The 21,802-nt window shown below is 71.0% G+C and carries 20 protein-coding genes; 5 read left to right on the top strand and 15 right to left on the bottom strand.

Features of this window, described 5'->3' with window-relative positions:
• Positions 1 to 30: 30 nt before the first annotated feature.
• Entirely contained in the window at positions 31 to 1,182 is a 1,152-nt protein-coding gene (gene manA, locus NYZ95_RS01695) for a mannose-6-phosphate isomerase, class I (protein ID WP_262848068.1), read from the bottom strand.
• Positions 1,183 to 1,185: 3 nt separating this feature from the next.
• Positions 1,186 to 2,964 carry a DEAD/DEAH box helicase gene (locus NYZ95_RS01690; RefSeq protein WP_262848066.1) on the bottom strand — a complete coding sequence of 593 codons (1,779 nt, stop codon included), beginning with the start codon at positions 2,962 to 2,964 and terminating at the stop codon, positions 1,186 to 1,188.
• 150 nt (positions 2,965 to 3,114) lie between these two features.
• On the opposite strand from NYZ95_RS01690, the gene NYZ95_RS01685 reads away from it, so the two are divergent.
• The gene (locus tag NYZ95_RS01685; protein ID WP_262848064.1) at positions 3,115 to 4,443 is read left to right on the top strand and encodes an oligosaccharide repeat unit polymerase; all 1,329 of its coding nucleotides are present in this window, start codon (positions 3,115 to 3,117) and stop codon (positions 4,441 to 4,443) included.
• Positions 4,440 to 5,330, top strand: coding sequence for a glycosyltransferase family 2 protein (locus NYZ95_RS01680; protein WP_262848062.1), 891 nt, complete (start codon positions 4,440 to 4,442; stop codon positions 5,328 to 5,330). The genes NYZ95_RS01685 and NYZ95_RS01680 overlap by 4 nt, the downstream gene beginning before the upstream one ends.
• Here the strand turns inward: NYZ95_RS01680 and NYZ95_RS01675 are convergent.
• The 9 genes from NYZ95_RS01675 to NYZ95_RS01635 are packed head-to-tail and all read right to left on the bottom strand — an operon-like array spanning position 5,297 to position 15,271.
• Entirely contained in the window at positions 5,297 to 6,589 is a 1,293-nt protein-coding gene (locus NYZ95_RS01675) for a lipopolysaccharide biosynthesis protein (RefSeq protein WP_262848060.1), read from the bottom strand. The genes NYZ95_RS01680 and NYZ95_RS01675 overlap by 34 nt on opposite strands.
• Before the next feature lie 31 nt (positions 6,590 to 6,620).
• Positions 6,621 to 7,700: a non-hydrolyzing UDP-N-acetylglucosamine 2-epimerase gene (gene wecB / locus NYZ95_RS01670; protein ID WP_262848683.1), complete on the bottom strand. Its 1,080-nt coding sequence runs from the start codon at positions 7,698 to 7,700 to the stop codon at positions 6,621 to 6,623.
• Positions 7,701 to 7,705: 5 nt separating this feature from the next.
• Complete coding sequence (locus NYZ95_RS01665) at positions 7,706 to 8,827, bottom strand: polysaccharide biosynthesis C-terminal domain-containing protein (RefSeq protein WP_262848058.1); 1,122 nt, start codon at positions 8,825 to 8,827, stop codon at positions 7,706 to 7,708.
• A complete protein-coding gene (locus tag NYZ95_RS01660; RefSeq protein WP_262848056.1) occupies positions 8,824 to 9,843 on the bottom strand; it encodes a polysaccharide biosynthesis protein in 1,020 nt (339 codons plus the stop codon). Before NYZ95_RS01660 ends, NYZ95_RS01665 begins: the two co-directional genes overlap by 4 nt.
• Positions 9,840 to 10,460, bottom strand: a complete 621-nt coding sequence (locus NYZ95_RS01655) for a GNAT family N-acetyltransferase (RefSeq protein ID WP_262848055.1) — start codon at positions 10,458 to 10,460, stop codon at positions 9,840 to 9,842. The genes NYZ95_RS01660 and NYZ95_RS01655 overlap by 4 nt, the downstream gene beginning before the upstream one ends.
• Positions 10,457 to 11,713 carry a glycosyltransferase family 4 protein gene (locus NYZ95_RS01650; RefSeq protein WP_262848053.1) on the bottom strand — a complete coding sequence of 419 codons (1,257 nt, stop codon included), beginning with the start codon at positions 11,711 to 11,713 and terminating at the stop codon, positions 10,457 to 10,459. Before NYZ95_RS01650 ends, NYZ95_RS01655 begins: the two co-directional genes overlap by 4 nt.
• The gene (locus NYZ95_RS01645) at positions 11,713 to 12,309 is read right to left on the bottom strand and encodes a sugar transferase (protein ID WP_262848052.1); all 597 of its coding nucleotides are present in this window, start codon (positions 12,307 to 12,309) and stop codon (positions 11,713 to 11,715) included. Before NYZ95_RS01645 ends, NYZ95_RS01650 begins: the two co-directional genes overlap by 1 nt.
• Positions 12,306 to 13,490: a DegT/DnrJ/EryC1/StrS family aminotransferase gene (locus NYZ95_RS01640; RefSeq protein WP_262848050.1), complete on the bottom strand. Its 1,185-nt coding sequence runs from the start codon at positions 13,488 to 13,490 to the stop codon at positions 12,306 to 12,308. The genes NYZ95_RS01645 and NYZ95_RS01640 overlap by 4 nt, the downstream gene beginning before the upstream one ends.
• Positions 13,487 to 15,271 (bottom strand): nucleoside-diphosphate sugar epimerase/dehydratase, encoded by a 1,785-nt coding sequence (locus NYZ95_RS01635; protein ID WP_262848048.1) that lies wholly within the window; start codon positions 15,269 to 15,271, stop codon positions 13,487 to 13,489. Before NYZ95_RS01635 ends, NYZ95_RS01640 begins: the two co-directional genes overlap by 4 nt.
• 182 nt (positions 15,272 to 15,453) lie before the next feature.
• On the opposite strand from NYZ95_RS01635, the gene NYZ95_RS20265 reads away from it, so the two are divergent.
• Entirely contained in the window at positions 15,454 to 16,866 is a 1,413-nt protein-coding gene (locus NYZ95_RS20265) for a tyrosine-protein kinase domain-containing protein (RefSeq protein ID WP_262848047.1), read from the top strand.
• Between the two features lie 3 nt (positions 16,867 to 16,869).
• Here NYZ95_RS20265 and NYZ95_RS01625 read toward each other — a convergent pair whose 3' ends face one another.
• Genes NYZ95_RS01625 through NYZ95_RS01615 form a run of 3 tightly spaced genes read right to left on the bottom strand, consistent with a single transcriptional unit; the run spans position 16,870 to position 19,691 of the window.
• Positions 16,870 to 18,183, bottom strand: a complete 1,314-nt coding sequence (locus NYZ95_RS01625) for a UDP-glucose dehydrogenase family protein (protein WP_262848045.1) — start codon at positions 18,181 to 18,183, stop codon at positions 16,870 to 16,872.
• A 22-nt stretch (positions 18,184 to 18,205) separates the two neighbouring features.
• A complete protein-coding gene (gene ygfZ / locus NYZ95_RS01620; protein ID WP_262848043.1) occupies positions 18,206 to 19,189 on the bottom strand; it encodes a CAF17-like 4Fe-4S cluster assembly/insertion protein YgfZ in 984 nt (327 codons plus the stop codon).
• Positions 19,182 to 19,691, bottom strand: a complete 510-nt coding sequence (locus NYZ95_RS01615; protein WP_262848041.1) for a heme-binding beta-barrel domain-containing protein — start codon at positions 19,689 to 19,691, stop codon at positions 19,182 to 19,184. Before NYZ95_RS01615 ends, ygfZ begins: the two co-directional genes overlap by 8 nt.
• Before the next feature lie 62 nt (positions 19,692 to 19,753).
• Between NYZ95_RS01615 and dtd the strand changes: the two genes are divergently transcribed.
• Positions 19,754 to 20,215: a D-aminoacyl-tRNA deacylase gene (dtd, locus tag NYZ95_RS01610; protein WP_262848040.1), complete on the top strand. Its 462-nt coding sequence runs from the start codon at positions 19,754 to 19,756 to the stop codon at positions 20,213 to 20,215.
• Positions 20,216 to 20,311: 96 nt separating this feature from the next.
• Positions 20,312 to 21,424 (top strand): LCP family protein, encoded by a 1,113-nt coding sequence (locus tag NYZ95_RS01605; RefSeq protein ID WP_262848038.1) that lies wholly within the window; start codon positions 20,312 to 20,314, stop codon positions 21,422 to 21,424.
• 72 nt (positions 21,425 to 21,496) lie between these two features.
• Here NYZ95_RS01605 and NYZ95_RS01600 read toward each other — a convergent pair whose 3' ends face one another.
• Positions 21,497 to 21,802 (bottom strand): DUF1416 domain-containing protein, encoded by a 306-nt coding sequence (locus tag NYZ95_RS01600; RefSeq protein ID WP_262848036.1) that lies wholly within the window; start codon positions 21,800 to 21,802, stop codon positions 21,497 to 21,499.

The following is a 21,802-nucleotide window of genomic DNA, read 5'->3' as shown; positions in this document are numbered from 1 at the left end:
GGCCATCCGGCCACGCAGACGCGGGACGGCTCAGCGCGAGGGAGCGAAGGCCTGGACGACCGTCCCGGTACCGCTGACCAGCACAGGGCCCGTGCCGCGGCGGGCGAACGCGGACCGCCCGGCCGTGAGCGTCACTGGCCCGCTCGCCGCCCTGACCGTCACCTCGCCGTCGACGCAGAGCGCGATCCGCGGGCCGGCGCCAGGCAGGGTGGCCTCGTCGGCGCCCGTCACTGTGGCCACCGCGAGCGCGAACTCGTCGACGGCGGGGGCGAACACCCGTACTCCTGCCTCTTCCTTCGGAGCGACGACGTGCGCCTCGGCCATCCCCATGCGGACGCAGTCGACCAGCGCCTGCGGCTCGACATGCTTGGTCGTCAGGCCGGCACGCAAGACGTTGTCGGAGCCCGCCATCACCTCCACGCACGTGCCGCTGAGGTAGGAGTGCAGGACCCCGACCTCGACGAACGCCGCCTGGCCCGGCTCGAGGCGGATCCGGTTGAGGAGCGCGGCAACGACGACGCCGGGGTCGTCGACGTGGTGCTCGGCCAGCTGCGCGACCGTCTCGTACGCGCGGCGACGGTCGAGGCCGGCGGCGTACTTGTCGACGCAGTCGCGGACGAACGCGCGCAGCTCCGCGCGCGTGGGACCCATCCAGGGGGACAGCAGGCGGCCGACCATACGGACGAGACCGGGGAACCCGGGGTCGGCGCGCAGCTCCTCGTTCAGCCGCAGAGCGAGGGGCGAGTCCAAGCCGTCGAGGACGTGCCAGACCTCCGCGGTCGGCCGGAAGGCGATGAGGCCCTCGAACGGCGTCAGCGCGTAGACCATCTCGGGCTTGTGGTGCGGGTCCTTGAAGACCCGCGTCGGTGCCTCGAGCGGCACCTCACGCTCGGTCTCGCGCAGGAACCCGCGCGCCGCCATCGTCGCGTCAGGGTGGACCTGCAGCGACAGCGGCTTGGCGATCGCGAGGATCTTGAGGAGGTACGGGAGGAGCTCCCCCGCGACCTCGCTCAGCGGGACCGGAGAGCCGTCCGGGCCCACGACGCTCGAGGTGCCGAGGGGGTGGGTGCCCATCCAGAGCTCCGCCCACGGAGCCCCGTCGCGCTCGCGCCCCAGCATGTCGGGGAGGACGTCGACAGAACCCCAGTCGTAGTGCTTCACGACCGGACGGAGCTCGTGCACCCGCTACCCCTTTCGTCGACGCGGTGTCCTTGCAGAGCGTACGGGGCCTTTGCCCGCATTGTCCCAGGTGCGGGAGCCGCCCGACCGTCGCGGGCCGGACGCGCTGCCACCCCGTCGCGCACCGCGGTCGCGCTCGAGCTGGATCAGCTCGCCGCCGATACGGGTACGGCTCAGCTTGCCCTCCGTGCCGCTGGGCAGCGGGTCGGGCAGCTCGACGAGCGAGTGGTCGAAGCGGATCGAGATGTTGCCGAAGTCCGCCCGGCCGAGACCGCCCTCGTTGGCGAGAGCGCCCATGATCGACTTGGGAGTCACGCGCTGGCGCTTGCCCACGGCGAGCCGGTAGACGGCCATCCCGTCCGGTGTCGGGCGCTGCGGCCGATCGGGACGATCGCCCCGCTCGCCACGGTCGCGGTCGCGACGGTCGCGCTCGGTGAGGACGATGTCGTCCTTGGCGTCGAGCAGGAACGACCGTCCCTCGTGCACACGGACCGCGAGCGCTGCCGCGACGTCGATCGGGTCGACCCCGGTCTGCTCCGCGTACTTGCTCACGAGACCACGGAACAGGTGGACGTCCTTCGTGGCGAGCGCGGCGGTGATCGCCTCCTCGAACTGCTCCACGCGGCGCGCGTTGACCTGCTCGGCAGTCGGGATGTCCATCGGCGTGACCGGCTGGCCAGTGGTGCGCTCGATGACACCGAGGAGCCTGCGCTCGCGCGGCGTGACGAAGAGGACAGCGTCTCCGCTGCGCCCGGCACGCCCCGTACGCCCGATGCGGTGGACGTACGCCTCCGGGTCGTGGGGGATGTCGTAGTTCACGACGTGGCTCACACGGTCGACGTCGAGGCCGCGCGCGGCGACGTCGGTCGCGACGAGGATGTCGAGCGAACCGTTCTTGAGCGCGTTGACGGCGCGCTCGCGCTGCGCCTGCACCAGGTCGCCGTTGATCGCCTGGGCCGTGTGGCCGTAGGCGCGCAGCTGCTCGGCGAGCTCCTCGGTGGCCTGCTTGGTCCGGACGAAGACGATGACGCCTTCGTGTGGCTCGACCTCGAGGAACCGCGCGAGCGCGTCGAGCTTGCGGAAGTGCGGCACCAGCAGCCAGCGCTGGCGGACGTTCTTCGCCGTGACCGTCTTGGCCTCAACCTTCACCTCGACCGGGTCGGTGAGGTACTGGTTGGCGAGACGGCGGATCGTCGGCGGCATCGTCGCCGAGAACAGCGCCACCTGCTTGGTAGTCGGGGTGTCGCGGAGGATGCGCTCGACGTCGTCGGCGAAGCCCATCTTGAGCATCTCGTCGGCCTCGTCGAGGACCAGGTAGGAGATCGTCGTCAGGTCGAGGCGTCCGCGCTCGAGGTGGTCGATCACGCGACCGGGCGTGCCGACGACGACGTGGGCGCCCTTGCGGAGCGCCGCGAGCTGCTCGGTGTAGCCCGCACCGCCGTAGACGGGGACCACGTTGAGGCCGGGCAGGTGCTTGGCATACGAGGCGAACGCCTCGGCCACCTGGAGCGCGAGCTCACGGGTGGGCGCGAGCACGAGCGCCTGGGTCGCGGGGTTGGTCACGTCGATGCCCGACAGGATCGGCAGGGCGAACGCGGCGGTCTTGCCCGTGCCTGTCTGGGCCATCCCGATGATGTCGTGGCCGTCGAGCAGGGGCGGGATCGCCTCCGCCTGGATGGGCGACGGCGATTCGTAGCCGACGTCGGCAAGGGCGCGGACCAGCCGCTCGTCGGCGAGAAGATCAGCAAAAGAGGGGTGCGCTTCGTGCGGCGCGGAAACAGTCATAACCGGTCAAGTCTAGGGGCGCGGAACCCGAGACCACGAATCGAGCGAGTGTGACGTCGAGCGGCGAGTTGCGACGTCCGGGGTCTCGACCGATCCTGGCGGCACGAGGAGACCGGTCCTCGCCAGGGCAGCGACGTGGGGGTGTGGATCGTGACGTGGGTCGCTCTCCCGCTCGTCGCCGTCTTCGCGGGGTACTACACGCTCACGATCCGAAAGATCGGGCTGCTCAGTGCGAGCAGCATCTTCGTGTACCTCCAGCTCGTCATGGCCCTCGGGACCCTGCCGGTGCTGAACCCCGCCCGAGAGGCCGACCGGGTCCACGCCGCGGTGCTCGCCTACACCCTGTGCGCCTTCATGCTGGCGAGCGCCTGCTACCACGCGATCCGACCACCGGACACCACGCCGCCCACCGTGACCACGTTCAAACCGGGGATCGTGACGGTGGCATTCATGGCCGCGTCCCTCGCCGTCACTGTCGCCTACTACCTCGCCGTCGGCCACGTCGCGCTGTTCGACGGGCTCTCCAACGTCCTCTTCGGCACGCACAACGACGTGGCGACGCTGCGCCTGGAGTCGTACAGCGGCTCGGACTACCTCTTCCCGGGATACGTGAACCAGTTCAAGAACGTCCTGCTGCCCGCCCTCGTCGCGGTCACCGTCACGTACTGGATCCGCCGGCAGCACGTGCCGTACCTGCTCGCCATCCCTCTCGTCGGCGCGGCCTTCGTCGGCCTCGTGGGGACGGGGCAGCGGGGCGCGTTCGTCATCTTCGTCATGACCGTGGTCGTCTACGTGTACATGCTCGACCGGCGACGCTTTCCCAGACGTGCGGTCAGCCTCGCCATCATCGCCGTGCCGGTCGTCCTCCTCGCGACGCTGGCGCTGGGTCGCTCCTCCGACCAGCTCACGGCTGACGCCGGGGTCCTCGGGAAGGCTGCGGTCGCGGCGACGGAGTTCCAGGGCCGGATCCTCCAGACCAACCAGGAGTCGTCGGTCGTCGCGTTTCGCTACGTGTACGAAGAGCAGGCGGTCCAGAACGGCTCCGAGTGGGGCCGCGCGTTCGTCGGCATCCTCCCAGGCGAGCCGGGGAGCGACCTCGCGAACCGCATCTACTACCGGTTCTACGGCACCGACCGCGGGACGGGGACGGAGTCGTTGTGGGCGTCGGTCTACCACAACTTCGGTGACGTGGGGATCGTCCTCGCTCCGGTGCTCCTCGCCCTGCTCGCCGGCGCGATCAGCAACCGCGTCCGGTCGGCGCACCGACGCAGCACGCTGACCACCATGGGGATGGCGGGCGTGACGACGACGTTCGGTTTCTGGGTCGCCGGTCCCCCCGTGTTCCTCCTCAACGCCGGCATCGTCGTCTACCTCGCGCTCTGGTTCCTCGGCGCTCGCCTCGACCGGCGCGAGGAGGCGGAGCTCAGCGCGGTGGTCGAGCCCTCGCTCCCGGCACGTGTGACGAGAGGGGCGAGGTGAAGGTCTCCATCCTGTCGCCGGTCCACGACGAGGAGCGCTACCTGCCGGAGATGATCGAGAGCGTCCGCGCCCAGGACCACGACGACTGGGAGCTGCTCATCGCCGACGACGGCTCGACCGACGCGACCTTGGCGGTGGCTCGCCGCTATGCGGAGGGCGACGAGAGGATCCGCATCGTCCACGAGACCGAGAAGATCGGGAAGGTCCGCGCCTTCAACCTCCTTTTCGCCCATGCGAAGGGCGACGCGGTCGTCCTCCTGGCCGGCGACGACCGTCTGCCGCCGGGTTCTCTACGCCTGCGGGCCGACGACGTGGCGTCGTCCTCGTCTCCCCTGACCGCAGGCTTCTACAAGCTCCGTACGTTCTCGACGACGCCTGCGCTGGACGGGATCGTCGTCCCGCGCGGCGACCGGGTCAACGCCAGCGGGGCGGCCGTCGTCCTGTCGCGCCCGCTGGCCGAGAAGGTCTTCCCGATCGACGAGTCGCTCGTGGCCGAGGACGTGTGGCTGGGGACCGCCGCACGCGACTGCGCCGAGCGCGTGGTGAGGCGCCACGACGTCGTCGTCGAGTACCGGGTGCACGAGGACAACTCGACACCCCGCAAGCGGCCCTTCCCGGTGATGTCCGAGGCGATGCACGCCCGCCACCTCGCCTGGCAGAAGCTGCTCGAGCAGCGCCAGTTCCCCCTCAGCGATGCGCAGCGCCGCCAGCTGGTCGCGCTGTGGGCGGCCGAGGAGCATCGTCACGCCGGACGCCTGCTCCGGGTCCTCGCCTCCCCCGGGTTGAGTCTTGTCGAACGCCTCGCGATGGCCTCGATGGCGTCGCGGGCCTTGTACGCGGTCCGGTCGCGGTTCTACCGGTTGTTCTCCGGCTGGCGCGGGGTGTAGCTCCGCGCGGCCCGCTCGCACGCCCACCACATCCAGGCGTACGTGAGCGCGGAGGCCGTTCCCAGGGCCCACACCGCGACAGAGGCCGTCGCGCCCGCGGCCGCTGGCACGAGCACGGCCGCGCAGCACACGAGCAGGCGTACCGCGTCCCAACCGACCTGCGCGAGGGTGCGCTCCAGCAGGACCAACGTCGTCGACACGGGCACGACGACGGCCTGGGCCGCGAGCACGAACGCCAGCGCCTGCGCGTACTGTCCGCTGGTCCTCCACTCCTCACCGAACACCACGGCGAAGAGCTCGGGTCCTGCCGCGAGGAGCACCACTGCAGGGACCAGGCCGACGGGAAGCAGGAGGAGGGTGGTCCGGACGAAGAGCGCGTGTCCCTGCTCCCGGTGCCCGTGACGCACCATCTCGGAGAACCGCGAGCGGTAGAGCTGGGCCGCGGCCGTCCCGACGACCAGCGCAGGAACGACGAGCACCCTCATGGTCAGCCCGAGCCAGCCCGTCACCTCCGGCCCGTAGAAGACGGCCACCAGCAGGATCGGCACCTGCAGGCCGGCGACGTTCAGCAGTGCCGCAGGCCCGAGATGGAGGACGAAGGACCGGTAGCGCCCCACTGCCGTCCTCATCCGCGACCACGCGAGACCCGCTCGCGACGCGGGGGTGCGCACCCCCGCGCTGACCAGCAGCGCCCCTGCGCCGACCGTCTGACCGACGAGGTGCCCCAGCACCAGGCTGCCGCTGCCTCCGCCCGCGAGGCCCAGCCCGATCTGCGTGCCGACCGCTGCGGAGTCCTTGGCCACGTTGCGGGTCGCGACCGCACCGAAGCGCTTCTGTCTGACGGCCAATTGGGAGAGCGAGAGGAACACCCCTCCGGCCAGGACGACCGGGGGCACGAGAAGGACCGAGGGCCACAGCGCAGGCTGGTCGAGGGCGCGCGCGAGGTCGCGCCCTGCGAAGACGAGGCCCAGCATCGTGAGGGCGCTCACCACCGAGGCGCACACGATGCCGGCGTACGCCAGGGCGTACGCGTCCTCCTCCGCCTCCGGCTGGACCACGGCGAGGTCGAGGCGCAGCGTGGACACCGGGACCAGCAGCGCCGCCATGGTGACGACGACCGTCAGCGCACCGAGCTCGTACGGGGCGTAGAGACGACTCAGCACCGGCGCAGATGCGGCCACCACCAGCTGGGTGCCGACGTTCGCCGCGAGAAGCACGAGGGCGCCGCGCCGCCAGGGTGAGGTCGTACGCAGACGCATCGGCGCTCCTGGACTCGCACGTCCCCGCAGCCTACGCATCGGCGGTCGACACCAGGAACCGCACGACGCGGCGCGAGGTGTCGCCGATCTCGTACTCGGCAGGCAGCGTCGGGGCTGCCTTCCCGACGTCCTCGCGCACGAGGGAGACCCCTTGGACGACCTTCTGCGGGTCCAACCCTGTGAGCACGATGGTGCCCGCGTCGACCGCCTCGGGGCGTTCGATAGCCGGCCGCAGCGTGACCGCCGGGAAGCCGAGGATCGCCGACTCCTCCGAGATCGTCCCGGAGTCCGACACGACGCAGGCCGCGCCGAGCTGGAGGCGGTTGTAGTCGAGGAACCCGAACGGGTCGAGGAACCGTACGCGAGGGTCGGTCGTGACGCCGAGCGCGTCGAGGCGGGCGCGCGTCCGCGGATGGGTCGAGACGAGCACCGGGAGGTCCCACCGTCGCGCGAGCGCCTCGAGGCATGCGAGCAGCGCCCGCAGCCGCGCCGGGTCGTCGACGTTCTCCTCACGGTGCGCGCTCACGAGGAAGTAGCCCTCTGGCGAGAGCCCCCACCGGTCGAGCACGTCGGAGGCGTCGATCGCGGTGCGGTACTCGGTGAGCACCTCCCGCATGGGCGACCCGGTGAGCATGATGCGGCTCGGGTGCAACCCTTCGCCGAGCAGGTTCCTGCGGGCGTGCTCGGTGTAGACGAGGTTGTAGTCGGCCACGTGGTCGACGAGCCGACGGTTGGTCTCCTCCGGCACTCGGTCGTCGAAGCAGCGGTTGCCGGCCTCCATGTGGTAGACGGGGACCCTCATCCGTCGCGCCATCACCGCGGCGATCGCACTGTTGGTGTCACCCAGCACCAGCACCGCGTCGGGCCGCTCAGCGGCGATCACGCGCTCGGTGCCGATCAGCGTCTCTCCGAGGACGTGACCGAGCGAGGACGTGTCGACCCCGAGGTAGTGGTCGGGCTCGCGGAGCCCCAGCTCGTCGAAGAAGACCTGGCTGAGCCCGTGGTCGTAGTTCTGGCCGGTGTGCACCAGGACGTGGTCGACGGTGCGGTCGAGACGGGTGAGCGTGCACGAGAGCCGGATGATCTCCGGCCTCGTCCCGACAATCGTCATCACCTTCACGGCAAGAGCCTCCCGCCGGCGTGCGCGAGCTCGACCGCTTCCGGATAGGTGTCGGGAGCGGCCGGGTCGAACACGGCGTCCGTCCAGAACGACGTCACGAGCTCGTCGTCGCCCACGTTCATCAGGTCGTGGGCCCACATGGCCGGCATGTCGATCGCCACCGGCTCGTCACCCGTGACGTCGTACTCGTGGACCTCGTCGGCGAACAGCCGCCGCAACCGGATCCTCGCGCGGCCCCGTACGACCACGAACCGCTCGAGCTTCTCCAGGTGGAAGTGCCCGCCGCGCAGCGCGCCGGGGACGGTCAGAGACAGGAACGACTGCCCTCCCCGCCCGTGTGCGCGTACGGTCTCGACGAGGCAGCCGCGGTCGTCGCGGCGAGGGTCGAGGCTGAACGGCCCGCGCTGCTCGAAGGCGACCGTGCGGTAGGTGCTGAAGAGCCGGCGCCCGAGTCGCGAGGTGACGTCGGGAACCTCGCCGTGCACGTAGCGGTCGTCGAAGTCGCGCAGCATCGCGAGCACGTCGCTCACCCGCGTCACCGCTCCCTCCGGACGCTCGACCCGCGTCGGCCCCGCCAGCGCCTCCTGCAGGGCTGCCGCGGCGTCCTGGGCGTGGAGCAGCTCGACGTCGCGGTCCTGCACGACGGGCTGCTCGCCCGCGACGACCTGGTGACAGAAGGTGGCGACGAACGAGTTGTACGCGGGCCGCCCGTGCTCACCGAACAGGTTGGGGAGAAGGACGTCGACGTACGGTGCGCCGACCGCGTCAGCGGCCTGCGCGAGGATGTGCGACGCCCGCAGCTTCGCCTCCCCGTACGGCGTGCCGTTGCCGGCCTGGACACTGTTGGCGAAGACGAGCCGCGGAGCACGGCCCGACCGCACCACCGCTGCCGCGACGCCGCGAGCCAGAGCGAGGTTGCCCTCGACGACCTCCTGGTGGTTCGTCGCTCTGTTCACTCCAGCGACGTGCACGACGGCATCGGCGTCGGCGACGGCCTCCTCGAGGTCGGCGAATCCCACCCGGTCGAGCGCGAGCACGTCATCGCCGCCTGACGCCTGGAGGCGACACCTCAGGTGCCAGCCGAGGAAGCCCGCGGACCCGGTGACGACGACCCTCATCCGACCGCCTCCCGAGCGGCCTGGATCTCGGGGAGCCCGAGGAGAAGAGCGCTGACGCCGTCGACGTCGAGGCGGGTGGTGTTGTGGGAGCTGTAGTCGTCCTCGTCGAGCGTGAGGTCGGAGCCGCCGCCGGTGTCGGCGAACAGCTCGTAGTCGAGGCCGCGCGCGTCGAGCGGCACACGGAAGTAGTCACCGGCGTCCTCAGCCCGGGCGCGCTCCTCCCTCCCGAGGAGCGACTCGAAGAGCTTCTCCCCGTGCCGCGCCCCGAGCACCTTGATCGGTGGGTCGTCGACGCCCAGCACCGCCGCGACAGCACGCGCGAGCACCTCGATCGTGCAGGCCGGTGCCTTCCTCACGAACAGGTCACCCGGGCGTGCGTGGTCGAAGGCGTAGTCGACGAGGTCCACCGACTCCTCGAGCGACATGAGGAAGCGGGTCATCGTCGGGTCGGTGATCGTGAGCGGCTCACCGGCAAGCACCTGTCGGACGAAGACCGGGATCACCGACCCCCGGGAGAACATCACGTTGCCGTACCGCGTGATGCTCACCGTCGTCGACGACGACGGACGGCTGCGGGCGTACGCCTGGGCGACCCGCTCCATCAACGCTTTCGACATGCCCATGGCGTTGATCGGGTACACGGCCTTGTCGGTGCTCAGGAAGACGACCGAGGTCACCCCCGCGGCGCTCGCGGCCTCGACGACGTTGCTGCTGCCCTCCACGTTGGTCCGCACCGCCTGCATGGGGAAGAACTCGCAGCTGGGGACCTGCTTGAGCGCGGCGGCGTGGAACACGTGGTCGACGCCGTCGACGGCCTCGCGCACGCTGGAGGCGTCGCGGACGTCGCCGAGGAAGAACTGGAGGCGGTCGTCACCGACGACCCGACGCAGGTCGTCCTGCTTGGCCTCGTCACGGCTCAGCACGCGCACCTCGGTCGCGTCGCCAGCCAGCAGCCGCCGCACCATGGTCGAGCCGAACGAGCCGGTCCCTCCGGTCACCAGATACCGCGCGCTCACGAGATGGCCTCCTGGTCCGTCCACTGCCTCGCGTACTCGTGGAGCCGTCTGCCCTCGCGTGTGACGACGGTCCGGGTCCGGACCAGTCCGAGGCTGCGGTAGAACGCGTTGGTCGCGTCGTTGCCGTCCGCATCGGTGGTCAGGACGTACCCCGCACTCCCGCGACTGCGGAGCTCGTGCTCGAATGCCTGCACCAGCGCCCGCCCGTACCCGTGCGCGTGCAGTGCGGGGTCGACCGCGAGCGACATCAGGCAGGCGGGGACGGCGGCGGCCTCGTCGTCGTGCAACCGCTCGCGCCCGCGCAGGAGGCGCGCGGTGCTCGCCGGTCGGCGCAGCAGCGCGGGCAACGCGGCGAGCGCGAGCTGCGGGCCGCGTCGTCGCAGCAGGGCACGGTAGAAGCTCGCTTGGTCGGGCGATCCGCCGACGAAGCCGACCACCGCCGTCCCGCGCAGCGCGACAAAGAGGATGCCCAGGTCGAGCCGTACCAGGCCGGAGTAGAAGGCGACAAGGAACCGTGGCCCGAGCGAGGTGAGGAAGAACCCCGGAAAGCCTGCCCGGTGGACGCGCACGACCTCGGCGACGTCGCAGAGGCGGGCAGGACGGACCTCGATGCTCATGCCGCCCGCCCCGCATGCAGGTCGGCGAGGATCCCCTCGATACGCGTGGTGCCGGCCGCCAGGGAGAACTCGCGGTCGTATGCGGCACGGGCCGCGCGACCCTTCGCTCGCAGCCCGTCCCGTCCGAGCCGCGCGGCGTTCGCCAGCGCGGCCGCCAATGCCTCCGTGTCACCCGGCGCGACGCTGAAACCGGCGCGGGAGCGCTCCACGACGTCGGCTGCGTCGCCGCCGATCGCGAGCAGGATCGGCCGCGCGCACGCCATCGTGGCCTGGAGCTTGCTCGGCATCGTCACGGTGCTGTTGGCGTCGTCCCGCAGGCCGACGTAGTGCAGGTCGGCGGCAGCCATCACCTCCGCCATCTCTGCCGTCGGCACCCGGCCCAGGAAGCTCACCCGCACGTGGGGGTGCGCCCGTCGCCGAGCCAGCCCGCGCAGCGCCTCCTCCTCGACCCCGCTGCCCGCGATCCACACGTCGACCGGCGGCGCGTCGGCCGGGTAGCGTCCGCACGCCTCGATGAGGTGGTCGATCGCCTGCGCTCGACCGAGCGTCCCGCCGTACAGGACCACCACCCGGTCGTCGGGGACGCCGCGGTCACGCCGGACACGATCGCCCTCGCACGGACGGAACGACTCCTCGTCCGCCCACAGCGGGACGTACGAGAGCTTCTCTGGCGGCACCGCACGGCCCTCAAGCAGCCCGACGATGCTCGGGGAGATGCCGGCGACGTGGGAGGCGTTGCCGTACATCCAGCGGTTCCATCCGTGCACCGCCGACGCGATCGCGGCCGTCCCGCGCCGCGAGCGGACGAGCGCTGACGAGACGACGTTGTCTGGCCACAGGTCGAGCACGTGCAGCAGCACCGGCAGCCGCATCGCCCGCGTGAGACGCCACACCGGGAGCCCGACGGTCACCGGTGAGTTCGACACCCACACCACGTCGAGGCCGCGGAAGAACGAGGTGCCGACCGTCGCCGCGGAGAGTCCGAACGACGCGTAGTTCGCGGCCCGCCTCACGACCGAGGCGTCGTGGCTGGGGTAGAGCGCCACGCGCCGGATCCGGACCCCGTCGACCTCCTCGTCGGCACGCCACCGTACGGAGTAGCCGTCCTTCACGACGCCGTCCGGGTAGTTCGGGAAACCGGTCAGCACCCGCACCTCGTGTCCGCGCCCGTCCAGCGCACGGGCGAGCGCACCCGGCAGCCGGGCCGGCCCGGGCTCCGGGTCGAACCACTGCGAGAGGATCCCGATCCGCATCAGCCGCTCACCACCGCGCGCAGCGTCCGGGCGGCGATCGTGACGTCGCGCCCCACCCCACGCGTACGGACGTAGTCGCGGTACATCGCCGCCTTCTGCGGCAGCAGCACCTCGCGGTAGTAGCGCTCGGGGTCCGGCTGCGCCGCCAGCACCTCCTCCTCGTGCCGCAACGCGACGGCCGCCGGATCGGTCAGCCCGGGGCGTACGGAGAGGATCTCGTCGCGCAGCTCGTCGGGCCAGAGGGCGACGTAGCGGGCGACCTCGGGACGTGGCCCGACGAACGCCATCTCGCCACGCACGACGTTGACCAGCTGCGGGAGCTCGTCGAGCTTCGTCCGCCGCAGCCAGCGCCCGACCCGGGTCACCCGCGGGTCGCCTGCCGTCGTGACCAGCGGGGCACCTGCCCGGAGTCTCTCGTCGGACATGGTCCGGAGCTTGACGATCTGGAAGGGGACACCGTCTCGTCCGACGCGCCACTGACGGAACAGCGCCGGCCCGCCCGAGTCGAGACGCACTGCCAGCGCGAGCACGGCGAGGAAGGGGGCCAACACCACGAGGGCCGCCGCAGCGAGCACCGCCTCCACGACGCGCCTCATGCCTCCAGCACCTCCCTCACGGCGCTGACGACGCGTGTGACCTCGTCATCGGTCATCGCGCTGAACAGCGGCACGCTGACGACCCGCCCGTACGCGTCTTCGGCGACCGGGAAGGCGTCCGGCTGCAAGCCCAGCGAGTCACGCCAGTAGGTCAGCCGGTGCAGCGGGATGAAGTGGACGCTGGTCGCGATCCCCCGTCGCGCGAGCGCCTCGACGAACACATCGCGCCTGACGGGAGCGTCGTCGCCCAACCGCACGGTGAACAGGTGCCAGGCATGGAGGTCGTCGGGGCGGCCCGACGCAGGGAGGTCGAGCGGTAGGTGCGCCCACTCCGCGGCGTACGTCGCCGCGATCGCGGCCCTGCGCGTCCGCATCGCGTGCGCGCGTCGCAGCTGCACCCGGCCCATCGCGGCGGCGGGGTCGGGCAGGTTGTTCTTGAAGCCGGGCGCGACCACGTCGTACGCCCACCCGGCGGAGGCCGTGCGGTAGCGGTCGAACGCGTCGCGGTCGATGCCGTGGAGCCGCATGACGCGGGCACGGTCGGCGATGGCCGGGTCACGCGTCGTCAGCATGCCGCCCTCCCCCGTCGTCACCGGCTTGGTGGCGTAGAAGCTGAAGACGACGGCGTCGGAGTGCGGCGCCGACCCGACCGCCGCCCCGTCCCGCGAGGCGGGGAGGGCGTGGGCCGCGTCCTCGACGACCCGGACACCGTGCGCCTGCGCGACAGCGGCGATCCCGGCGGTGTCGGCGGCCAGCCCCCCGAAGTGCACCACGAGGACGGCGCGGGTCCGAGGACCGATCGCGGCCTCGACGGCGGCGGGCTCGAGGTTCAGCGTCACCGGGTCCACGTCGACGACGACCGGGTCGGCACCCAGGTAGCGCACGACCTCGGCGGTCGCGGTGAACGTCCACGTCGGCACGATCACCTCGTCCCCCGGGCCGATCCCGCACGCCTCCAGCGCCAGGTGGAGCCCAGCCGTCGCCGAGCTCACCGCCACGGCCTCCACCCCGCCGCCGACCAGGGCGGCGAGCTCGACCTCGAATCCTGCCGCCGCCGGACCGGTGGTCACCCAGCCTCCGCGCAGGGTCCGGGTCACCGCGTCGATCTCCTCCTCGGTGATGTCGGGTCGCGAGAAGGGGATCGGGGGTGCGGAGACCGCGCGCGCCGGACGTGTCGTCATCCGGCCTCCTCGAACACCGACGGACGCAGCGTGCCAGCCAGGCGCTCGAGCCCGCGGATCAGGACCGGAGGGGGAGCCCACGGATCGAGCGACTGCACCGCCGTGAACGGCAGCGGAGCAACCGGCACGTGCGAGACCGAGGGATGCGCGGGCCGCGTGTCCACCTCACCCTGCCCGAACAGCTCCTCGTGAACCTTCTCCCCGTGCCGCAGACCGATGAACTCGATGCCGACCGAGGCGTGCGACAACGCGATGAGCCGGCGAGCGACCGCATGGATGCTCACGGGGTCTCCCATGTCGAGCACGAGGACCTCGCCGCCCGCGCCGATCGCCGTCGCCTGGATCACGAGCCCCACCGCTTCTTCGATCGTCATGAAGTAGCGCGTCGCGTCCGGGTGGGTCACCGTCACCGCCCGGCCCTGGGCGATCTGCTGGACGAAAGACGTGAGCACCGAACCGCGGCTGCCGAGCACGTTCCCGAACCGCACGCTCAAGTACGTCCCGTCGGCCTCGCGGTCGCACGCGGCCGTGAGACCCTCGGCCACCCGCTTGGAGTATCCGAGGACGCTGACCGGGTTCGCCGCCTTGTCGGTCGAGATGTTCACGAACCGCTGGACGCCTGCCGCGCGCGCTGCCGCGAGCACGTTGCGCGTCCCCCAGACGTTCGTCTTCACCGCCTCACCGGGGAAGCGCTCGAGCACCGGGAGATGCTTGAGCGCCGCGGCGTGGAAGACGACGTCGGGGCGGTAGGCCTCCATGGTCGCGCCGATGGTCTGCGCGTCGCGGATGTCGGCCAGCACGACGTCGTCGCCGTCCATCGGCGCCCGCCCGTACACGTCCATCTGGACCGAGTGCAGCGCCGACTCGTCTCGATCGAGCATGATCAGCGCGCTCGGCCCGAGCTGGTGCACCTGGCGGCACAGCTCGCCGCCGATCGAGCCACCTGCGCCGGTGACAAGGATGCGCCGGCCGGTCAGGCAAGCCGAGATCGCGCGCAGGTCCGTCTCCACCTGCGCACGTCCGAGCAGGTCGCTCATGTCGAGGTCGCGGACGTCGTCGAGGCCGACCCGGCTGTGAAGAATCTGGGCGACCGGCGGGAGCACCTTGACGTCGACGCCGACCTCCTGGGCGACGTCGGCGACGGCGCGGACGACGTGGCGACGGGCCGAGGGGATAGCGACGATGATGGCCTCGACGCCCCGCTCGCGCACCGTGTCCGCGATCGCGTCGCGCCCTCCGACGACCGGCACTCCCTCGATGCGCAGGTGCCGCTTGAGCGGATCGTCGTCGACGAGCGCCACCGGGCGCCATCCCGCACCAGGATCGCGGTGGATCGCGTGGATCAGCTGCCGGGCACCCTCGCCCGCGCCCACAATGAGCACCGGTGTCGCACTGGGATTCTCGAACCGCGCGTCGTGCTCCTTCCACCGGCGCCACGCCACACGACCCCACGCCATCAACGCGACCGCGCCGACAGTGGCGCCCACCGGTACGGCGCGAGGCGTCCAGAGCGGGTCGCTGACGAAGTTCAGCGAGAAGCCGACGAGGCCCGCGGTCACCCCCACGCCCGTGACCAGGACCACCTCTTCGAGGCTGCCCGTGACCGCGCGGCCGCTGTGGAGCCGGAACACCCGACCGAAGGCGAGGAAGCTGACCACCAGGACCGCGCAGAGCAGCGCGAGCCCCGCACCGCTGACGGGCTCGAGGTTTCCGTCGAAGCGCGCGACCAGGACCGCAGCCGTCGCCAGGATCCAGGCGAGGCTGTCATAGGCCGCGAGCACCATCGATCGGCGTCGGCGAAGCAGCTGTCGCAAAGGTGCCACAGGTTCCTTTCGCTGCGAGGGACCGCCTTGAGGGTGGACATTAGCGACGCTTTTCGACATCGGCATGTCGTACGCGCGCCGGTCGCCGACCCCGCGACGCTGCCCTAGGGTGAACGAGGATCCCCGTGAAGGAGGCCCCCGTGGGAGTTCACGAGTTCCTTCAGGTGCTGCGGCGACGCTGGCTCATCGTCGTCGGCTGCGTCGCGCTGGCTCTCGCGCTCGGCGGCGTGGTGATCGCGCGCGCAGACCCCGAGTACACGTCCACGACCCGCCTGTTCGTCTCGACGCCGCAGGCGGAGGGCAGCGACGCCTACCAGGGCGGTCTGTTCTCCCAGCAGCGTGTGGCCTCGTACGCCACGTTGATCACGGGACAGGAGATCGCCGAACGTGTCGCCGGGCGCCTCGGGCTCGACGTCGCACCCAGCGAGCTCGCCGATCACCTCAGCGCGTCCGTCGTCCCCGAGACAGTCATCCTCGAGGTGAGCGCGACCGACCCCGACCCCGAGCAGGCGCAGGCGATCGCGGACGCGACCGCTACCGAGTTCACCCGCTACGTCCGTGAGCTCGAGACCGCGGGCACCAGCGAGCGCGCGCCGATCAAGGCCAGCATCGTCGACAAGGCCTTCGAGCCTGAGTCACCCACCAGCCCCGACATCGTCCGCATCCTCGGCCTCGCGCTGGTGATCGGGCTGCTGGTCGGCGTCGGCGCCGCCATCCTCCGCGAGACGCTCGACACCTCGGTGCGCAGCAGCGACGACCTCCAGGACGTGTCGGACGCTCCCGTCCTGGGAGCGATCCCGTACGACTCCTCTGCCGGCAAGAGCCCGCTCGTCACGCAGATCGGGTTGCTCGCGCCGCGCACGGAGGCGTTCCGCGTGCTGCGCACCAACCTGCAGTTCGTCGACGTCGACGCCAGCCGCAAGGTCCTCGTCATCACCAGCGCGGTGCCCGAGGAGGGCAAGACGACCACCGCGACGAACCTCGCGCTCACGCTCGCCATCGCCCAGCACCGCGTGGTGCTGGTCGAGGGAGACCTGCGCCGCCCTCGGGTCGCGGAGTACATGGGGCTGCCGTCTGACGTCGGTCTCACCTCGGTGATGATCGGACGCGCCAGCCTCTCCGAGGCGGTGCAGCACACGACGAACAAGTGCCTCGACGTCCTGACCAGCGGGCCGGTCCCGCCGAACCCGGCCGAGCTGCTCCAGAGCCAGGCGATGGCCGACACGCTGACGGCGCTCGCCGGCGCGTACGACATCGTCATCGTCGACGCCCCGCCGCTGCTCCCGATCACCGACGCCGCGGTGCTCGCCTCGCAGGCAGACGGCGCCATCCTGGTCGTCCGCGCCAAGAAGGCCACGCGTGATCAGGTCCGGCAGGCTGTCGAACGCCTCACCAGCGGCGGCGGGCGACTGCTCGGGACGGTGCTCACGATGACGTCGACGCGGTCCCGCGAGGGCGGGTGGACCGGGTACGGATACGGCTACGGGCACACCGACCCACCGCCGAAGGCGCACCCGCGCGAGGATTCCGAGAGCGTCCGGCACCGAGCCTGACGGCTACGGCCGGCCGAGGCCCCGGTACGTCCAGCCGGCGTCGCGCCAGGCCCGCGGGTTGAGGACGTTGCGACCGTCGATGACGATCGGCGTGCGCACCAGCTTGGCAAGTTCCGCAGGGTCGAGAGACACGTACTCACGCCACTCGGTCAGCAGGAGCACGAGGTCCGCGCCCTCGACGGCCTCGTCGAGGCCAGCGAGATACGTGAGCCCGGGGTGGGTCCGGCGCGCGTTCTCGATCGCGTGCGGGTCGGTGACGCGCACCTCGGCGCCCTGGACGTGCAGCCGCGCGGCGACGTCGAGGGCCGGGGAGTCGCGGACGTCGTCGCTGTTGGGCTTGAACGCCGCCCCGAGCACAGCGATGCGCCGGTCGATGACCGAACCATCGAGGACCTGGCGAGCGATCTCGACGACCCGGTCGCGACGGCGCAGGTTGATGGTGTCGACCTCGCGCAGGAACGTCAGCGCCTGGTCGGCGCCGAGCTCGCCGGCACGCGCCATGAACGCGCGGATGTCCTTGGGCAGGCACCCGCCGCCGAACCCGATCCCGGCGTTGAGGAACTTGCGTCCGATGCGGTCGTCGTGCCCGATCGCGTCGGCCAGCGCGGTCACGTCGGCGCCGGCGACCTCGCACAGCTCTGCCATCGCGTTGATGAAGGAGATCTTGGTCGCGAGGAAGGAGTTCGCCGCGACCTTGACCAGCTCGGCCGTCGGGTAGTCGGTGACCACCAGCGGGGTGCCCTCGGCAAGCGGCGCGGCGTACACCTCGTCGAGGACGAGCTTGGCGCGCGCTCCCGCGGGTCCGTCGGGAAGCCCGTACACGATCCGGTCGGGGTGCAGGGTGTCCTCGACGGCGAAGCCCTCCCGCAGGAACTCCGGGTTCCAGACGAGCGTCGCCTCCGGCTGGGCCTCGGCGATCCGGGCAGCGAGCCGCGTGGCGGTCCCCACGGGCACCGTCGACTTGCCCACCACCACGTCACCGGGCGCGAGCGACGGGAGCAGAGCCTCGATCGCGGCGTCGACCTGGCTGAGGTCGGCGGCGTTCTCACCCATGCGCTGCGGCGTGCCCACGCACACGAAGTGCACGGCGCTTCCCGCGACCGCGGCGGCATCGGTCGTGTAGCGCAAGCGTCCGGTACCGGCCTGCTCGCTCAGCAGGTCCTGGAGGCCTGGCTCGAAGAAGGGCGCGCGCCCGGCCGAGAGCTCGTCGACGAGACGGGGGTCGATGTCCACGCCTGTGACGTCGTGACCCAGCCTGGCCAGGCACGAGGAGGTGACGGCTCCCAGGTACGAGCAGCCGATGACCGAGATGCGCATGCGGGCGACCCTAGCAACCTGCTCAGAGGGACGGACGCACGTGGAGGCCGACCTCCGGGTCGACCAGCGCCTGCTGCGACGCGGCGACGCCGTCCGCGAGCAACGTCGCCTCCAGCGGCACGTTGCGCTTGACGACGGCGAGTGCGATCGGCCCGAGCTCGTGGTGGCGAGCGGTCGAGCCGACGAACCCGACTCGACGACCGTCGAGCAGCACGTCCGACCCGTGGGGCGGCAGGTGCTCCGCCGACCCGTCGAGGTGCAGCAGCACCGCGCGCCGCGGCGGACGGCCGAGGTTGTGGATGCGTGCGACCGTCTCCTGGCCTCGGTAGCAGCCCTTGGCGAGATGGACGGCCTGCAGGAGGTCGGGCGTCTGCGTCGACGCGTCGTACTGCCAGCCGTACTCGTTGGGGATCGACTTGTCGTCGGTGTCGAGACCGAGACGCGGGACGCCCGCGGCGATCCGCAACGCCTCCCAGGCCCACGTGCCGACCGGCGTGCCGTACGAGTCGGGCGCCGACGGCAGGTCGGCGCGCGGGACGACCGCGAAGCCGAGCCCGGAGAGCCCGAGAACGGCCTGTGACTCGGTCGCCAGAGCGACCTCGACGCGCATCATGAAGCGCATCGAGTCGAGGTACGCGACGAGCGCCGCGCCTCGGCCCGGCTCGGTGTGCGCCACGAAGGTCTCGCCGTCGTCGACGCCGTGGAACGCGTGCTCGACCCTCCCCTGCGGGGAGAGCACGAGCGCCTGGGTCGCCGTGCCCGGGGGCAGACCCTCGAAGGCCTGCGTGGTCAGCGAGTGCAGCCAGCCGAGCCGGTCGGGCCCGGTGATCGTGACGACGTCGCGGTGGGAGAGGTCGACGAAGGCGTCGCCCGCCTCGAGCGCACGCTGCTCCGTGCTGATCGCTCCGTAGTGAGCGGCCACGCCGCGGTCGACGCCCTCCCCCTCGACCGCCCCAGGGAGGTCGAGGAGAGGGCTGCGGTAGGTCGGGGCCTCGTGGTCAGACACGCTTGAGCTGTCCCCACAGGTGCGACTGCATGGACTGACCCTGGGCCGCCATGTCGTAGGCGTACATGAGGTCGCCCTCGACCAGCCCGTACATCCGCTGACCCGCCGTGTACTCCTTGGCGGTCGGCGTCCGGACGACGGCGTCGGTCTGCAGCGTCAGGCGTGGGCCGTCGATCTCGCCGAAGTAGATCTCCACGAACCCGGTCGGGTGCGTCAGCAGGAGCTCGACCGGGCCCTTGGCCTTGTCGATGGGGCCGCCGGGACGCAGGAAGCCGGTCTCGAGGGCACCGGGCCGGATGCGTTCGCCGGACTCGTCGGTGATCCAGGTCTGGCTGAAGTAGTGGAGGAAGGGACGTCCGTCGTGCGCGAAGGCGATGTCCTGCTCGAAGGAGAACGCCTCGATCGTCGGGTAGTCGCCGCGCCCGTTGCCGTGCCACTGACCCAGCAACCACGCGAATCCGAGGATGTCGGGGTGCAGGTCCTCGGGGATCTCGAAGGGCATGGCGCCAGTCTACGGGCGGGTCCGAGGGTTGACGCCCGGGCGGCACCCGCCAGAATGTGCGGGTGCGTGCGGTCGTCCAACGAGTGAGCTCAGCCTCCGTCCGCGTCGACGGCGAGGTCGTCGGCGCGCTCGACCGACCTGGGCTCGTGGTCCTGGTCGGCGTCACGCACACCGACAGCGCCGACGACGCCGCTGCTCTGGCCGCCAAGATCTGGAACCTGCGGATCCTCCGCGACGAGCGTTCCGCCTCCGACGTCGACGCACCGCTGCTGGTCATCAGCCAGTTCACGCTGTACGCCGACGTGCGCAAGGGCCGCCGCCCGTCGTGGGGCGAGGCCGCGCCGGGCCCCGTCTCCGAGCCCCTGTACGAGGAGTTCTGCAAGGCCCTCGGGGAACTCGGAGCCACCGTCGAACGTGGAAGGTTCGGAGCCGACATGGCGGTCGAGCTCGTGAACGACGGCCCGGTGACGCTCGTCCTGGACAGCGGTGCACTCAGCAGAAGTGACACCGTTCGCCTGGGATGATCGCCGGTCTTGAGGCAGAATGAGGGGATTGCAGCCCCGGCCACGACGTCCAGGGCTGCCGTCATGCTCGATGGCATGTACTGAACAGGGAGTTGGATGAGCGACTACGAGGGCGCGGGCAAGCGGCGCGCTGAGAAGCCGCAGAGGTGGGTGCGCCGCCACTGGGTGGCCACGGCGATCTTGACCGTGCTCTCCGTCTTCCTGGTCGGCTCCGGCGCCTACGCCTTCTCCATGATGCGCAGCCTCGGCGACATCGACCAGGTCGCCACCGGGCGCATCAAAGAGGAGAACCGTCCCGACCCGGCCCCCGGCGAGGCGCTCAACATCCTGGTCCTCGGCGCTGACGCCGAGGCCGACGGCAACAACAACAAGTCGTCCATCAAGGAAGACCTCGGCGAAGACGGCCGCTGGAAGGACGGGCGGATCCACCGCAGCGACACGATCATGGTCGCGCACGTCTCCGCCGACCGCAGCCGCGTCTCGGTCATCTCGATCCCGCGCGACTCCTATGTCACGATCTACGACGAGGAGGGCGAGGAGCGCGGCCAGGACAAGATCAACGCGGCGTTCGCCAACTACGGCCCGAACGGCGCGATCTCCACGGTCGAGCACCTCACCAACCTGCGGCTCGACCACATGGTGATCATGGACTGGGACGGCTTCCGCGACATGACGGAGGCCGTCGGTGGCGTCCGGGTCTACATCCCGGAGACGTTCTACGACTCCTCCCAGAAGGTCAGCTGGGAGAAGGGCTGGCACAAGCTCAAGGGCAAGAAGGCGCTCCAGTACGTGCGCACCCGCTACGGCCTCGGCGACGGGGACTTCGACCGGATCAAGCGCCAGCAGAACTTCATCCGGCTGCTCCTCAAGAAGATGATGAGCAGCGAGAACATCAGCAACCCGATCTCCCTCCAGAAGACCGTGGCGTCGGTCGCCAAGCACCTCACCATCGACGAGGACTTCTCCGTCTCGACCATCACCGACCTGGCGTGGAACATGAAGGGCCTCAACGTCGACGAGGTCGACTTCATGACGGTGCCGCTCGCCGAGCCTCGGTTCGGCAAGGACGCGAACGGCCAGAGCATCGTCCTGCTCAACGACGAGAAGGGCGAGGAGCTGTGGCGCATGGTCCGCAACGACCGCGTCAAGCGCTACCTGCGCCTCAACCCCGACGTGTCGAAGCTCGGCTCTGAGACCGAGGTCAGCTGACCGCCTGACACCCACCCGTACGACGAAGCCCCCGCCCGGATCTCCGGACGGGGGCTTCGTGGTGCTGGTCGGTCAGACCGCCTCGAGCGTCACCTCGATGTCGACAGCGCTCCCCCGCTGCGCCTGCACCCGCCGGTCGACCGGCTGGACCCGCGGCGCGAGCGTGCGCAGCGTCCACTGACCGGGCGCGGCGAAGAACCGGAACTGGCCGGTCGCCGACGTCGGCACCTCGGCGGTGAACTCACCGGTCGCGTCGAGGAGGCGTACGTAGGCGTTGCCCACGGGCTCACCCTCCTTCGTCACGATGCCCTGGATGACGGACTCCTTCTCGAGGTCGACCCCGTCCAGGCTCGGGCCGCCACGCGTCGCGCCGCACAT

Origin of the sequence: Mumia quercus, assembly GCF_025506335.1 — a bacterium.
GTDB classification, from domain to species: domain Bacteria; phylum Actinomycetota; class Actinomycetes; order Propionibacteriales; family Nocardioidaceae; genus Mumia; species Mumia quercus.
Note: the sequence above shows the minus strand (reverse complement) of the source record. Positions and strands in the feature narration are given on the sequence as shown.

What these genes read in the sequence shown, in the direction of transcription:
- NYZ95_RS01690 (WP_262848066.1), bottom strand. Translation starts at nt 2,964, where the DNA reads ATGACTGTTTCCGCGCCGCACGAAGCGCACCCCTCTTTTGCTGATCTT.
- NYZ95_RS01675 (WP_262848060.1), bottom strand. Translation starts at nt 6,589, where the DNA reads ATGCGTCTGCGTACGACCTCACCCTGGCGGCGCGGCGCCCTCGTGCTT.
- wecB (WP_262848683.1), bottom strand. Translation starts at nt 7,700, where the DNA reads ATGACGATTGTCGGGACGAGGCCGGAGATCATCCGGCTCTCGTGCACG.
- NYZ95_RS01665 (WP_262848058.1), bottom strand. Translation starts at nt 8,827, where the DNA reads ATGAGGGTCGTCGTCACCGGGTCCGCGGGCTTCCTCGGCTGGCACCTG.
- NYZ95_RS01655 (WP_262848055.1), bottom strand. Translation starts at nt 10,460, where the DNA reads ATGAGCATCGAGGTCCGTCCTGCCCGCCTCTGCGACGTCGCCGAGGTC.
- NYZ95_RS01650 (WP_262848053.1), bottom strand. Translation starts at nt 11,713, where the DNA reads ATGCGGATCGGGATCCTCTCGCAGTGGTTCGACCCGGAGCCCGGGCCG.
- NYZ95_RS01645 (WP_262848052.1), bottom strand. Translation starts at nt 12,309, where the DNA reads ATGAGGCGCGTCGTGGAGGCGGTGCTCGCTGCGGCGGCCCTCGTGGTG.
- NYZ95_RS01640 (WP_262848050.1), bottom strand. Translation starts at nt 13,490, where the DNA reads ATGACGACACGTCCGGCGCGCGCGGTCTCCGCACCCCCGATCCCCTTC.
- NYZ95_RS01625 (WP_262848045.1), bottom strand. Translation starts at nt 18,183, where the DNA reads ATGCGCATCTCGGTCATCGGCTGCTCGTACCTGGGAGCCGTCACCTCC.
- NYZ95_RS01615 (WP_262848041.1), bottom strand. Translation starts at nt 19,691, where the DNA reads ATGCCCTTCGAGATCCCCGAGGACCTGCACCCCGACATCCTCGGATTC.
- NYZ95_RS01605 (WP_262848038.1), top strand. Translation starts at nt 20,312, where the DNA reads ATGAGCGACTACGAGGGCGCGGGCAAGCGGCGCGCTGAGAAGCCGCAG.
- NYZ95_RS01600 (WP_262848036.1), bottom strand. Translation starts at nt 21,802, where the DNA reads ATGTGCGGCGCGACGCGTGGCGGCCCGAGCCTGGACGGGGTCGACCTC.